General features: G+C 72.3%; 10 protein-coding genes and 1 rRNA gene. 7 read left to right on the top strand and 4 right to left on the bottom strand.

The features are described from left to right. Window positions 1-32 precede the first annotated feature (32 nt). Window positions 33-1,271: an ROK family transcriptional regulator gene (locus OMK64_RS05070; RefSeq protein ID WP_272726997.1), complete on the bottom strand. Its 1,239-nt coding sequence runs from the start codon at window positions 1,269-1,271 to the stop codon at window positions 33-35. A 207-nt stretch (window positions 1,272-1,478) separates the two neighbouring features. On the opposite strand from OMK64_RS05070, the gene OMK64_RS05065 reads away from it, so the two are divergent. The 4 genes from OMK64_RS05065 (at window position 1,479) to OMK64_RS05050 (ending at window position 5,306) form a co-directional block, all read left to right on the top strand. Further along, entirely contained in the window at window positions 1,479-2,804 is a 1,326-nt protein-coding gene (locus OMK64_RS05065) for an ABC transporter substrate-binding protein (protein WP_272726996.1), read from the top strand. 11 nt (window positions 2,805-2,815) lie between these two features. Then, window positions 2,816-3,790: a carbohydrate ABC transporter permease gene (locus OMK64_RS05060; protein ID WP_272726995.1), complete on the top strand. Its 975-nt coding sequence runs from the start codon at window positions 2,816-2,818 to the stop codon at window positions 3,788-3,790. Next, window positions 3,787-4,611 carry a carbohydrate ABC transporter permease gene (locus OMK64_RS05055; protein WP_272726994.1) on the top strand — a complete coding sequence of 275 codons (825 nt, stop codon included), beginning with the start codon at window positions 3,787-3,789 and terminating at the stop codon, window positions 4,609-4,611. The genes OMK64_RS05060 and OMK64_RS05055 overlap by 4 nt, the downstream gene beginning before the upstream one ends. Window positions 4,612-4,697: 86 nt before the next feature. After that, entirely contained in the window at window positions 4,698-5,306 is a 609-nt protein-coding gene (locus OMK64_RS05050) for a hypothetical protein (protein WP_272726993.1), read from the top strand. A 20-nt stretch (window positions 5,307-5,326) separates the two neighbouring features. Here OMK64_RS05050 and OMK64_RS05045 read toward each other — a convergent pair whose 3' ends face one another. Further along, window positions 5,327-7,453, bottom strand: a complete 2,127-nt coding sequence (locus OMK64_RS05045) for an alpha-galactosidase (protein ID WP_272727092.1) — start codon at window positions 7,451-7,453, stop codon at window positions 5,327-5,329. A gap of 289 nt (window positions 7,454-7,742) precedes the next feature. Between OMK64_RS05045 and OMK64_RS05040 the strand changes: the two genes are divergently transcribed. The 3 genes from OMK64_RS05040 to glgB all read left to right on the top strand — a co-directional run bounded on the left by OMK64_RS05040 (window position 7,743) and on the right by glgB (window position 13,673). Continuing rightward, window positions 7,743-10,274, top strand: a complete 2,532-nt coding sequence (locus OMK64_RS05040) for a glycoside hydrolase family 2 protein (RefSeq protein ID WP_272726992.1) — start codon at window positions 7,743-7,745, stop codon at window positions 10,272-10,274. Window positions 10,275-10,305: 31 nt separating this feature from the next. Next, complete coding sequence (locus OMK64_RS05035) at window positions 10,306-11,157, top strand: LacI family DNA-binding transcriptional regulator (protein ID WP_272726991.1); 852 nt, start codon at window positions 10,306-10,308, stop codon at window positions 11,155-11,157. Between the two features lie 323 nt (window positions 11,158-11,480). Then, a complete protein-coding gene (gene glgB / locus OMK64_RS05030; RefSeq protein ID WP_272726990.1) occupies window positions 11,481-13,673 on the top strand; it encodes a 1,4-alpha-glucan branching protein GlgB in 2,193 nt (730 codons plus the stop codon). A 60-nt stretch (window positions 13,674-13,733) separates the two neighbouring features. Here the strand turns inward: glgB and OMK64_RS05025 are convergent, their stop codons facing one another. Next, the gene (locus OMK64_RS05025) at window positions 13,734-14,159 is read right to left on the bottom strand and encodes an HIT family protein (protein WP_272726989.1); all 426 of its coding nucleotides are present in this window, start codon (window positions 14,157-14,159) and stop codon (window positions 13,734-13,736) included. 225 nt (window positions 14,160-14,384) lie between these two features. Continuing rightward, window positions 14,385-14,462, bottom strand: a 5S ribosomal RNA gene (gene rrf, locus OMK64_RS21270); the annotation flags it as partial.

Here is a 14,462-nt window from a genome sequence, read left to right as displayed (position 1 = left end):
GCACCGCGACGGCACCGCGTCCGGCGCGCACCTCAGGCGCCCGTGGGCACCTCGAGCGACCGGTCGACGGTCATGCGCATGCCCGCCTGCCGCGGCGTGAGCTCGCTCTGCAGCACGAGGGCGGCGGCGCCCACGGCGGCGGCCTCGGGGGCGTTCGACGAGATGACGACGCGCACGGTGTGGTTCCCGCGCGCGAAGAACGACTGCGCGAGCCGCACCTCGACCTCGGGCACGTACAGCGACCCGGCCATGGCGAACGCGGGTCCGGTGAGCACGACGAGCTCGAGGTCGAGCACGTTCGCGAGGGTCTGCGCGGCGACGCCGAGGTAGCGGGCCGACCGCTCGATGACCCGCAGGGGCGCCTCCTCCCCACGGCTCGCGGCGCGGGCGAGCGTCGCGAAGTCCTCGGCGACGGTGCGTCCGGACAGCTCGATGCCGGCGGCGCGCGCGGCGGCGACGACGGCGCCCGGGCCCGCGAGCGCCTCGACGCAGCCGCGGCTCCCGCACCAGCACTCGGGCCCGTCGAGGTCGACGCAGATGTGCCCGACCTCGCCCGCGTTGGAGCTGGCCCCGCGGAAGACGGTGCCGTCGACGATGATCCCGGAGCCGATGCCGGTGCCCATGTAGAGCGCGGCGAACGCGGACGCGGTGATCCCGCCGGACCAGTACTCGCCGATCGCGGCGGCGGTCGCGTCGTTGTCGAGCAGGACGGGGAGCCCGACGGCGTCCTCGAGCGCGGCGGCGAGCGGGAACTCGGTCCACGCCTGCATGACGGGCGGTGTGAGCGTCATGCCCGTCGACGCGGTGATGGGGCCGGGCGAGACGACGCCGAGGCCGAGCACGCGCTCGGGGTCGACGCCGACGCGCGCGACGGTCGTGCGGATCTCGGCGGCGATCCGGGCGACGACCTCGCGCGGGTCGTCCGCGCCCGCGCCGGGCCGCCGCCAGCGCGCGACGATCGCGCCGCCGAGGTTGGCGATGACGTAGGTGATGCCCGCGTGGTCGAGGTGCACGCCGACGGCGAACCGCGCGTACGGGTCGAGCTCCAGGAGCATGCGCGGCTTGCCGCCGGTGGACTCGGCGCGCCCGACCTCGAGGACGAGCCCGTCGTCGATGAGCCGGCGCACGACGGTCGAGATCGTGGCGGCGGTGAACCCGGTGGCGCGCGTGAGCTCGACGCGGCTGATGGTCCCGGCCGCGCGGATGAGGTCCAGGATCGCGGCGCGACTGCTCGCGTGCGCGGCGCCCAGGCCCGACTGGAGGCTGCTCACGGCACCGCCCTCTCTCGCGTCTCCCCTGCGCGCTCACCATAACGATCCGGGTACGAGGGGCCCCAGCGGCGACACGCACGTTGACTAACTTTGTTCACTTGCCTAAGAATGCCACGCGGAGCAGGGTTCGCGGACGACCCCGGCGGTGACGAAGCCCCTCCACACCGGCCGGCACGCGGAGGTGCCGGCCCGACGAGAGGATCGACGATGTTCCCTCAGAAGCGACGCACGCGCGTCCTGGCGGTCGCGGCCGCCACCACGGTCCTCGCCCTCACGGCCGCGTGCTCGGGCGGCGGGGGCGGCAGCCAGGAGGCCAACGACGACGGCGAGCCCGCAGGCTCCCTCACCGTCCTGACGTGGCGCACCGACCTCGTGGAGGACGGCACGTTCGACGACTACGTCGAGCAGTTCAAGGCCAAGTACCCCGAGGTCACCGACGTCAAGGTCGAGGGCATCACCGACTACGAGGGCGAGGTGAAGACGCGCATGAGCACCGACGACTACGGCGACGTGCTCGCCATCCCCGGCTCGGTGACCCCCGACCAGTACGCCGACTTCTTCGAGCCGCTCGGCACGCAGGAGGAGATCGGCGCCGAGTACCAGTGGATCAACGACAAGTCCTTCGAGGGACAGTCGTACGGCATCCCGGTCGTCGGCAACGTCCAGGGCTACGTCTACAACAAGCGCGTCTGGGAGGAGGCCGGCGTCACCGAGTTCCCCGACACGCCCGAGGCCTTCCTCGACGCGCTGCAGAAGATCAAGGACCACGGCGTCGAGGTCGCCCCCCTGTACACGAACTACAAGGACGGCTGGCCGCTGTCGCAGTGGGACGGCTGGCTCGGCGCGGTCACCGCGGACCCGGACTGGAAGAACGAGATCGTCGAGTCCGACACCCCGTGGACCGCGGACAGCGACTACGGCGTCGTCGACGGCCTCATCTACCAGGCGGTCGCCGACGGCCTGACCGAGGCCGACCCGACGACCACCAACTGGGAGGAGTCGAAGCGCCTGCTCGGCACCGGCCAGGTCGCGACGATGGTGCTCGGCTCATGGGCCATCCCGCAGATGCAGGCGGCCGCCGAGGCCGCGGGCGAGGACCCGGCCGACATCGCGTACGCGCCGACGCCCGTGAAGGTCGACGGCACGTTCCACTCCGTCGCGGGCGGTGACTACAACCTCGGCATCAACGTGCACTCGAAGAACAAGGCCACCGCGCGCGCGTGGATCGACTGGTTCAACCACGAGTCCGGCTTCTCGGAGTCGCAGGCGGGCCTCTCGCCCATCATCGACGGCCCGGTCCCCGCGGCCCTCGAGGGCTTCGTCTCCGAGGTCGAGCTCATCACGCTGAACCCCGCCCCCGAGGGCAAGGAGGCGCTGTTCGGCGACATCGACAAGGCGTCCGGAATCGTCACCACGGACCCGAAGTTCCGTCAGCAGACCATCGACGACGCGCGCTCGGGCGCCCGCACCATCGAGCAGATCTTCGACGACCTCAACGCCAAGTGGGCCGAGGGTCGGGCGTCGGTCGCCTGAGAGGTCCTGCCATGACGACCGCTCCCTCGGGCCTGACCGGCCCGATGACGGCGGCCGCGCAGCAGTCCGACGCGGTCCGCACCCCCCGGAAGCCCCGGGGCGGTGCGGGCCGCGGCACCGCGTGGTACCGCCGGCTCACGCCGTACTACTTCCTGCTGGTCCCCGTCGGGCTCCTGCTTCTCCTCACGTACGTCCCCGTGCTCAACATGTTCTGGTACTCGGTGACGGACTGGGACGGCCTCGACAAGACGAAGAACTTCGTCGGCCTCGAGAACTTCGTCGACGTGTTCACGGAGCCCGCGAACGTGCGGGTGTTCGTCGTCTCGCTGTACTACGTCGTCGGGTCGTTCGTGCAGATGGCGCTCGCCCTGTACTTCGCGACGATCCTGTCGTTCAAGGTGCGGTTCACGAACCTGTGGAAGGGCATCCTGTTCTTCCCGTACCTCATCAACGGCGTCGCGATCGGCCTGATCTTCCTCAACTTCCTCAAGCCGGGCGGCGGCCTCGACACCGTGCTCATGGCGGCGGGGCTGGAGAGCCTCATCCAGCAGTGGACGGGCGACCCCGACGTCGCGAACTACTCGCTCGCCGCGGTGTCCGTGTGGCGGTACATGGGCCTCAACTTCGTGATGTTCCTCGGCGCGATCCAGTCCATCAACGCGGAGATCTACGAGGCCGCGGAGATCGACGGCGCGAGCCGCTGGCAGCAGTTCTGGCACATCATCCTGCCGTCCATCCGCCCCATCGTCGGGCTGTCGTTCATCCTCGCGATCTCGGGCGCGCTGTCCGTCTTCGAGATCCCCTACGTCATGACGGGCGGCGCGAACGGCACGGAGACGTTCGTCATCCGCACGATCTGGACCGGCTTCGAGCGCAGCATGGTCGGCCTGGCGTCGGCCATGGCCGTGGTGCTCCTGCTGATCGTCCTGGTCATCACGTGGATCCAACGCAAGGTCGTCCCCGACGAGGAGGTGGATCTCGCATGATCCGCGCCGTCACCGGCACCGCCAAGTACGTCTCGCTCGTCGTGGCGTCGATCGCGATGCTCCTGCCGCTGGGACTCATCCTGTTCGGGTCGTTCAAGACCGACCAGGAGTTCCTCTCGACGGGCCCGATGACCCCGCCGGCCGACTGGTTCAACGTCGACAACTACGTCACCGCGTTCACGCGCGGCAACATGCTCGGCGCGTTCGGGAACACGGTCGTCATCTTCGCGGTGGCGATCGTCGGCACGATCCTCATCGGCGCCGCGACCGCCTACGCGCTCGACCGCTTCCGGTTCGCGGGCCGGTCGTCGGTGCTCAGGCTGTTCCTGCTCGCCACGCTCGTCCCGGGCGTCACGACGCAGGTCGCGACGTTCCAGATCATCAACGGCCTGGGCCTCTACGACTCGCAGCTCGCGCTGATCCTGCTCTTCATGGGCACCGACATCATCTCGGTGTACATCTTCCTGCAGTTCGTGCGGGCCATCCCGAGGTCGCTCGACGAGGCCGCGATGATCGAGGGTGCCGGGCACCTGCGGATCTTCTTCCAGATCATCCTGCCCAACCTCAAGCCGGCCATCGCGACCGTCGTCATCATCAAGGGCATCGGCATCTACAACGAGTTCTTCCTGCCGTTCCTCTACCTGCCGACCAAGTCGCTGCGCCCCATCTCGACGACCCTCTTCGACTTCAAGGGGCCGTTCGGCGCGCAGTGGGAGGTCATCTCCGCGGGCGTCGTCATCACGATCATCCCGATCCTCGTGCTGTTCCTGTTCCTGCAGCGCTGGATCTACAACGGCTTCACCTCGGGCGCCACGAAGTAGCACGCGCCGACGCGGGACCCGGCCGGCACGACGGTCGGGTCCCGCGTCGCCTCCAGTCGGGCGCCGCACGTGCCGACACCACCGGCATGGACGTCGGCACCCTCACCGTGGTGACCGTCGGCGCGGCGGCCATGACGGTGCGCGCCGTCGTCCGCCTCGTCCGCGGGCGCGCGTCGTTCCCCGCGCTCGGCGTGACCGCGCTCGTCCTGTGGGTCGCGGTCGCCGGCGTCGCGGGCTTCCACGAGCTCCGTCACCACCACGCGCAGGCCGTCGCGACGGACGCCACCCGGATCGCGTCCGGGGTCCCCGACGCCCAGGTCGTGTGCCGACGCGTCGGCGCCGACCTGCTGGACCTCTCCGGCACGCTCGGCATGGTCCGCTACGACGACCCGCACACGTCGCTGCTGCGGGCGGAGACGTGCGCGCAGCTCGGCGGGTGGCTGTGGAGCGTCAAGCACGCGCCGTCGCTCGCGCAGGTCGTCGCCGTCCACGTCGTCTCGCACGAGGCGCAGCACGTGGCCGGCGAGTTCGACGAGGCGATCGCGGAGTGCCGTGCGGTCCGGCTCGACGCGGAGGTCGCCCGCCGGATGGGCGCCACGCCCGCGCAGGCGGACGCGCTGGTCGACCGGTACGTCACCGAGGTCTACCCGTACCAGCGCCCGGAGTACCTGCGCGACTGCTCGACCGTGCCCTGAGGCGCCGCGTCAGAACCGCGTCAGACCCGCGTCGCCCGCACGAGCACGAGGTGCTCCGGGAACAGCACGGGCGCCTGCAGCCCGACCTCGGCCAGCACGCGGCCCGTGAGCCGCACGCCCTGGGCGGTCCACCACGGCAGCGACAGCCCGGGGCTGCCGACGCCCTCGACGACGTCGCCCGGAGGCTGCGGCCGGACGTGGTAGGTCGCATCGGGGTCGAGCCCGGGGAACGTCAGCCGTCCGGTCGGGAACGCCTCGGAGGTCGCCGTGGCGACGACGGCGAACAGCGCGTCCCAGCCGTCGGGCGCGACGACGCCGTGCACGTGGTGCGACGGGTCCGCGACGTCCGCGTGCACGGACGTGCCGGTGTGCAGCAGCCCCCGCAGGTCCTTGTACGCGGCGACCCACGCGGCGAGCTCGGCCCGCTGCGCGTCGGCCTCGCGCAGGTCCCACTCGATCCCGAGGTGCCCGAACAGTGCGGTGCCCGCACGGAACGACAGGGCGTGCCGTCGCCCGGTGCTGTGCGCGGTGCCGGACCCGACGTGCGAGCCGACCAGCTCCAGGGGGACGAGCAGGTTCGTCCAGCGCTGGGTCTGCTGCCGCTCGAGCGCGTCGATGCAGTCGCTCCCCCAGATCCGGTCGGTGCGCTGGAGGATCTCCAGGTCGACGCGCCCGCCGCCCGACGAGCACGACTCGATCTCCACGCCGGGGTGCCGCGAGCGCAGCTCGTCGAGCAGCCGGTAGACGGCGAGCGTCTGCCCGTGCACGCCCGCGACGCCGCCGTGCCCCGCGTCGACGAGGTCGCGGTTGTGGTCCCACTTGAGGTACCCGATCGCGTACTCGCTGAGCAGCGCGTCGAGCCGCTCGAGGATGTGGGCGTACGCCCCGGGGTGCGCCAGGTCGAGCACCTGCTGGTGCCGGGCCGGGCGGGGCAGCCGCGACGGGACGCGCAGGATCCAGTCCGGGTGCGCCCGGGCCAGGTCCGAGTCGGGGTTGACCATCTCCGGCTCGACCCACAGCCCGAACTGCATGCCCAGCCCGGTGACGTGCTCGACGAGCGGGTGCAGCCCGTCGGGCCACACGTCGGCCGAGACGTACCAGTCGCCCAGCCCGCGCGTGTCGTCGCGCCGCGACCCGAACCAGCCGTCGTCGAGCACGTACCGCTCGGCCCCGATCGCGGCCGCGGCGTCGGCGAGCTCGGTGAGGCGCGCGAGGTCGTGGTGGAAGTACACGGCCTCCCACGTGTTGAGCGTGACGGGTCGAGGCGTGCGCGGGTGCTGCGGGCGCGCCCGCAGCCAGCGGTGGAACCTGCCCGCGAGCGCGTCGAGCCCGACGCCCCACGACCCGTACACCCACGGGCTCGTGTACGACTCTCCGGTCGCGAGCCGTACCTCCCCCGGGCTCAGCAGCTCGCCGCCCCCGAGCAGGCCGGGCTGGTAGTGGCTGCGCTCGGCGAGCGTGCGGTGGTTGCCGGACCACGCGGTGTGCACGCCCCACACCTGGCCGCTGCGGTGCCCGAACGACGGCGTCCCGGCGACGAGCACGAACGCGGTGTCGTAGCCCGTCCGCCCGCGCCGGTTGTCGCGCAGTCGCGTGCCGTGCGTGAACGCGGTCCGCTGCGGGCTCCGCTCGCGCGCCCAGCGTCCGCTGAAGTCGAGCAGCTCGGTCGCGGCGGCGGGCACGGGCAGCGTGAGCAGCAACCCGTCGACGGCGTACGTGTCGTGCGCCGTGTTGGTGAGCGTGCCGCGCTGGCGGACGAGCCCCTGTGCGGTCAGCTCGAGCACGAGCTCGAGCGCGAGCCCGGCCGCGTCGTCGACGGCCTGCACCGTGAGGCGCTGGGTCCCGTCGTCGCTCCGCCCGACGTCGTGCCCGGTCACGAGGAACGCCGTCGAGAAGTCGCGCCCGTCCCGGCTGCCGGTCAGTCCCGGCGTGCCGAGGTGTCCCGCCGACTGCTCGGGCAGCACCGCGGTGACGACCTCGCCGTCGACGGGGAAGCCGATCGGCATCGGCCGCGACGCCGTCCGCAGGTCCGCGAGCACGGCCGCATCGAGGTCGCCGAGGTCGGCACCCCAGTGCAGCACCTGCGGCAGCGTCCCGCCGCCGAGGTCGACGACGACGCTCACCCCGCCGGCGCGCAGGTGCAGCAGGTCGGCCTCCCCGGCCCGGCCGTCACCGGCCGGGTGGTCGCCGGCCGGGTGGTCGTCGACCGGGCGGTCACCGGCCCGGTAGTCGTCGGACGGACGCGGGGTCGGGACGTCGGCGTCCCGCGGCTGCTCGCTCACGCGGTCAGTCTCGCATGTGATTGACTTACTTTATTCAGTTGCCTAACAATGGCACGGGCACCAGCCGCCCCCGCGACTCCTCGCCGGAGACGCCGGGCCGCCCGCGACGACGCGGGCGGGCACGCCGGGCCCGCGGACCCAGGAGCGCACGTCGATGATCACCCAGGACCTCCGCGACGGCTGGACGCTGACGGCCGTCGCCGGCCCCGTCCCTGCCGAGCTCGTCGGCGTCCGCGTCCGCACGCGCGTGCCGAGCACGAGCCACACCGCGCTGCTCGACGAGGGCCTCATTCCCGACCCGTACCTGGACCGCCACGAGGACGCACTCGTGTGGATGCGCCGCACCGACTGGGCGTACGAGCGCGAGCTCGACCTGGCGGCCCCCGCTGCCGACGAGCGCGTCGACCTCGTCTTCGAGGGCATCGACACCGTCGCCACCGTCACGCTCGACGGTCACGAGCTCGGCCGCACGGCCAACCAGCACCGCTCCTACCGCTACGACGTACGCGACCTCGTGCGCCCCGACACCCAGCGCCTGCGCGTCCTCCTGCACGCGGCGATCGTGCACGCCGAGGCCGAGGCGGAGCGGCTCGGGTCTCGCCCGCTCGCCTACCCGCAGCCGTTCAACATGGTCCGGAAGATGGCCTGCTCGTTCGGATGGGACTGGGGACCGGACCTGCAGACCGCGGGCCTGTGGAAGCCCGTGCGCGTCGAGCGCTGGCGCACCGCGCGGCTCGCGCAGGTCCGCCCGCTGGTGACGGTCGACGCCGACGGCACGGGCCGCGTCCGGGTGCACGTCGACCTCGAGCGCTCGGGGCTGCCGGGCGGCGACCTCCCCGTCACGGTCCGCGCGCGCGTCCTCGGCGCCGACGTCACGGTCGTCGTCCCGGGCGACCGGACCGACGCGGTCGTCGACCTCGAGGTCCCGCACGCGCCGCTGTGGTGGCCGGTCGGTCACGGCGACCAGCCGCGCCCCGAGCTCACCGTCGCCCTCGGCACCGCGAGCGCCGACGAACCGCTCGACACCTGGACCCGACGCATCGGCTTCCGCACGGTCGAGGTGGACACGGTCCCCGACGACGACGGCACCCCCTTCACGTTCCGCGTCAACGGGCGCCCGGTCTTCGTCAAGGGCGCGAACTGGATCCCCGACGACCACCTCCTCACCCGCATCACGCGCGAACGCCTGGCACGCCGGCTCGACCAGGCGGTCGACGCGAACCTCAACCTGCTGCGCGTGTGGGGCGGCGGCATCTACGAGTCGGAGGACTTCTACGAGCTCGCCGACGAGCGCGGCCTGCTCGTCTGGCAGGACTTCCTCCTCGCGTGCGCCGCGTACCCCGAGGAGCAGCCGATCTGGGACGAGCTCGAGGCCGAGGCCCGCGAGAACGTCGTGCGCCTCACCCCGCACCCCTCGCTCGTGCTCTGGAACGGCGGCAACGAGAACCTCTGGGGCTTCGTGGACTGGGGCTGGAAGGAGGAGCTGCAGGGCCGCACGTGGGGCTACCGCCTCGCGACCGAGCTGCTCAAGGGCGTCGTCGCCGAGCTCGACCCGACCCGCCCCTACGCCGACGGCTCGCCGTACTCGCCGGGCTTCGCGCTCGACGAGGTCCACCCGAACCACCCGGACCACGGCACGCACCACGAGTGGGAGGTCTGGAACCGCGTCGACTACACCGCCTACCGCGACGACGTCCCGCGCTTCTGCTCGGAGTTCGGATTCCAGGGCCCGCCGACGTGGACGACGCTCACGCGCGCAATCCGCCCCGACGACGGCGGCCCGCTCACCAGGGACGACCCGACGTTCCTCCTGCACCAGAAGGCCGAGGACGGCAACGGCAAGCTCGACCGCGGGCTCGCGCCCCACCTCGGCGTGCCCGACGACTTCGCCGACTGGCACTGGGCGACGCAGCTCAACCAGGCGCGTGCGGTGTCGTTCGCGATCGAGCACTACCGCTCGTGGTGGCCGCGGACGGCCGGTGCGATCGTCTGGCAGCTCAACGACTGCTGGCCGGTCACGTCGTGGGCCGCGGTCGACGGCGACGAGCGACCGAAGCCGCTGTGGCACGCGCTCAGGCGCGCCTACGCGCCGCGGCTCCTCACGGTCCAGCCGCGCGACGGCCGCGACATGCTCGCCGTCGTCAACGACACCGCGAGCATCTGGCAGGGCGTCGTGCACCTGTCCCGCCGGCGTCTCGACGGCACGACGCTCGCCGAGGTCGAGCTCGCCCTCGCCGTCGGCGCCTGGTCCGTCGGCCTGTTCGCCCTGCCCGCCGACGTCGCGGCCCCCGACGACGCCGCGGGCGAGATGCTCGTCGCGCGGCTCGGAGACGTGCAGACGGTGCACACCTGGGTCGACGACGTCGACCTGGCGCTCGACCCCGCACCGCTCGCCGCGAGCGTCACGCCGGTCCAGGACGGCTACCGGGTCGACGTCACCGCCCGCTCGTTCGCGCGCTCGGTGACCCTGCACGTCGACCGGTTCGACCCCGACGCGCTCGTCGACACCGCACTGGTCGACGTCCCCGCGGGCGAGACGGTCTCGTTCCACGTCCGCACGTCCGTCCGCACCGACCCGGAGGCACTGACCCGACCGCCCGTCCTGCGCACCGCCAACGACGTCGTCGTCCCTCGCGCCCCGCGGACCGCGGCGGGCGCCGCGCGTGACCTCGAGTCGTCCCGCTGACCTGCGCACGCCCGCCAGTACGCTGGCGGGCGTGACGCACGGCATGGATGCGGTCGGCCTGGTCCTCGCCCGGCCTGCCCGGATGCTCGGCCTCGAGCCCTTCTTCATGGAGCTCATCGCCGGGATCGAGGAGTCGCTCGCGGTGGAGGGGCGCTCGTTGCTGCTGCACGTCGTGCCCGACCACGACGCGGAGATCGCGGCCTACCGGCGCTGGGGCGAGGGCAGGCTCGTCGACGCGGTCGTCGTCGTGAACCTCGCGCTCGAGGACCACCGCCTCGCGGTGCTGGGCGAGCTCGGCATCCCCACGGTCGTCGTCGGCGGGCCCACGCCGGACCTGCCGTTCGCCAACGTCTGGATCGACAACGGCCAGGCGATGCGCGACGCCGTCGGCCACCTCGTCGGCCTGGGCCACCTGCGCCTCGCCCGTGTGTCGGGCCCGCGCACGCTCGCGCACACCCAGGCCCGCACCGAGGCGTTCGTCGCGGAGTGCGCACGCCTGGGCGCGCAGGGCAGCGTCGTCGAGGGCGACTACGGCGAGGAGTCCGCGACCCGCGCGACACGCGCGCTGCTCGGCCGCGGCTCGCCGCCGTCCGCGATCATCTTCGACAACGACGTCATGGCCATCGCCGGCCTGCGCGTCGCCGCGGAGATGGGCGTGCCCGTCCCCGAGCGCCTGTCGCTGCTCGCGTGGGACGACTCGGCCCTCTGCCGCCTCGCGAGCCCCGCGCTGTCCGCGATGAGCCTCGACGTGCACGCCATGGGCGTCCAGGTCGCCGACTGCGTGCTCAACCTCCTCGCCGACGGCCCGGTCACGTCCTACACGGCGCCTCTCCCCCGCCTCGTCACGCGCGGCACGACAGCACCGCCCGCCCGCCCTGCCTGACCCGCCCCGCCTGACCCGCCGTCGACGAGCCCCGGGCGCACCGCCCTCCCCGTCGTCCGCCACACTCCCCGGCACCACACTCCCCGGCACCGCATACCGCGGCCGTCCTCGCGCCCCCTGACGACGACCGCGGCCGCGCACCGGCGCCCCCGCACCACGCCACACCGCTCCCCGCGACCGGCACCGCGCGCTCCGCGCCCCGCACCGGCACCCATACCCGCACGGAACCCTGCCTCCTCCTGCTGAGCAGACACGACCCGCGCGTGACCAGCGCCCCAAGCCGTCCACCTGCGCAGACACCGCGCGGGTGGTTGGGTAGGAGGATGAGCACGGCGCCCGCCCCCGTCCCTGTCGACTCCGGCACGCTGAGCGCGGTCGCGCACGGCGCGTACTACGACCCGCACGGGGTCCTGGGTCCGCACGTCGGCGACGGTGGCGTGACGATCCGCTCGCTGCGCCCGCTCGCCGACAAGGTCGTGATCATCACCGCGGACACGCGCGTGCCCGCGCAGCACGAGCAGGACGGCATCTGGGTCGCCGTGCTGCCCGGCACCGACGTGCCGGACTACCGCATCGAGGTCACGTACGGCGACGACGTGCACCTCGCCGACGACCCGTACCGCTTCCTGCCGACGGTCCAGGAGCTCGACCGCCACCTCATCCGCGAGGGCCGCCACGAGCAGCTGTGGACCGTGCTCGGCGCCCGCGTCCGCAGCTACCCCGGCGTCCTGGGCGACGTCGAGGGCACGTCGTTCGCGGTGTGGGCGCCCAACGCCCAGGCCGTGCGCGTCGTCGGCGACTTCAACTACTGGCAGGGCGCGACGCACGCGATGCGCTCGCTCGGCGACAGCGGCGTGTGGGAGATCTTCGCGCCGGGCGTCGGTGCCGGCTCCCGCTACAAGTTCGAGATCCTCGGCCGCGACGGCTCCTGGCGGCAGAAGGCCGACCCAATGGCCCGCGGCACGGAGGTCCCCCCGGCCACGGCCTCGGTCGTCGTCGAGTCGAGCCACGCCTGGTCCGACGACGAGTGGATGACCGCCCGCACCCAGCGCGACCCTCACACGGGCCCGCTGAGCATCTACGAGGTGCACCTCGGCTCGTGGCGCCAGGGCCTCTCGTACCGGGACCTCGCGCACCAGCTCACCGAGTACGTCCTCGAGCTCGGCTTCACGCACGTCGAGTTCCTGCCCGTCTCCGAGCACCCGTTCGGCGGCTCGTGGGGCTACCAGGTGTCGTCGTACTTCGCGCCGACGTCCCGCTTCGGGCACCCCGACGACTTCAAGTACCTCGTCGACGCGCTGCACCGCGCCGGGATCGGCGTCATCATCGACTGGGTTCCCGCGCACTTCCCGAAGGACGAGTGGGCCCTCGCGCAGTTCGACGGCACGCCGCTCTACGAGCACCCCGACCCCCTGCTCGGCGAGCACCCGGACTGGGGCACGTACGTGTTCAACTTCGGCCGGTCCGAGGTCCGCAACTTCCTCGTCGCGAACGCCGTCTACTGGCTCGAGGAGTTCCACGTCGACGGCCTGCGCGTCGACGCCGTCGCCTCGATGCTCTACCTCGACTACTCGCGCCGCCCGGGCCAGTGGCGCCCGAACAAGTACGGCGGCCGCGAGAACCTCGACGCGATCTCCTTCATGCAGGAGGCCAACGCGACCGCGTACAAGCGCGCGCCCGGGATCCTCATGATCGCCGAGGAGTCCACCGCCTGGCCCGGCGTCACCGCTCCCACCGACGCCAACGGCCTCGGGTTCGGCCTGAAGTGGAACATGGGCTGGATGAACGACACGCTCCGGTACGCCTCGGAGCAGCCCATCCACAAGCGGTACCACCACCACGAGGTCACGTTCTCGATGGTGTACGCCTACTCCGAGCGCTTCGTGCTCCCCATCTCCCACGACGAGGTCGTCCACGGCAAGGGCTCCCTGTACGAGCGGATGCCCGGCGACCACTGGCAGAAGCTCGCCGGCGTCCGTGGGCTCCTCGCCTACCAGTGGACCCACCCCGGCAAGCAGCTGCTGTTCATGGGCAGCGAGTTCGCGCAGCAGACCGAGTGGGCCGAGTCCCGGTCGCTCGACTGGCACGCCCTCGACGACTCCCTGCACGCCGGCGTCCGCGACAGCATCCGCGACCTCAACCGCGTCTACCGCGAGAACCCGGCCCTGTGGGAGCTCGACCACTCGCCCGAGGGCTTCGAGTGGATCGACTCGAACGACGCCGACCGCAACACCCTCGCCTACCTCCGCAAGGCCGTCGACGGCCCGCCCGCCGCGGTCGTCATCAACTTCGCCGGCGTCCCGCACGAGGACTACCGCCTGGCCCTCCCGTCGGGCGGCCGCTGGCGCGAGGCCTTCAACTCGGACTCCGAGTCGTACGGGGGCTCCGGCGTCGGCAACCTCGGCGCGATCGAGGCCGAACCGGTCCCGCACTACGGCCGCCCGTACTCCGCGTCGGTCCGCATCCCCCCGTTCGGCGCCGTCATCTTCATCGCCGAGGAGGCCCCGCCCGCCTGACCACCCGGGTCCAGGCCCGGAACCGACGCGGGGCACCACCCCGCTCGCCCGACGCCTCCTCTACGCGACGAGACCGGCTCGCACGCGCGCCGCGACACCGTCGAGCTCGTCTCGGGGCCTCACACGCCAGTCGGCGACGAGCCCGAACCCGTCGCCGGGCGTCCTGGGGAACACGTGCAGGCGCAGGTGGAACACCTCCTGGAACGCCACCTCCCCGTCCGCGAGGAACATGTTCACCCCGTCGCACGGCACGTCAGACGCTCGCAGCGCCGCCGCCATCCGCCGCCCGACGCGGAACACCTCCTCGCCGAGCTCATCGTCGAGACCGGCGAGATCCGGGACGTGCGCCTTGGGGATCACGAGGACGTGGCCAGTGGTCACCGGCTGCAGATCCATGAACGCGAGCACACGGTCGTCCTCGTACACCCGGCTGCTCTCGGCCGAGCCCGCCACGATCTCGCAGAACAGACACTCCTCGCCCGTCATGCCTGGACCCTCTCGCACCTCGGCAACGCCGCGCACGGAAAATGCCCGAACGGCACGGGACGCCGGCCCGAACGCTGACGCGACCCCGCCGTGAACGCAGCAAGCCGGCGAGGACACCGGGAAGCGGAAGAGAACGCAGCGGGAAGCAGAAGAGAACGCAGCGCGGCGGACATCCAGGAAACAGAAAGAGCCACCCCATCGCTGGGGTGGCTCTTTCTGAATGGTGTCCGGCGGCGTCCTACTCTCCCACACCCTGGCGAGTGCAGTACCATCGGCGCTGAAGGGCTTAGCTTCCGGGTTCGG

The sequence above is a fragment of the Cellulomonas fimi genome, from assembly GCF_028527925.1.
GTDB classification, from domain to species: Bacteria; Actinomycetota; Actinomycetes; order Actinomycetales; family Cellulomonadaceae; genus Cellulomonas; species Cellulomonas fimi_C.
This window is presented reverse-complemented; position numbering and strand designations above follow the sequence as displayed.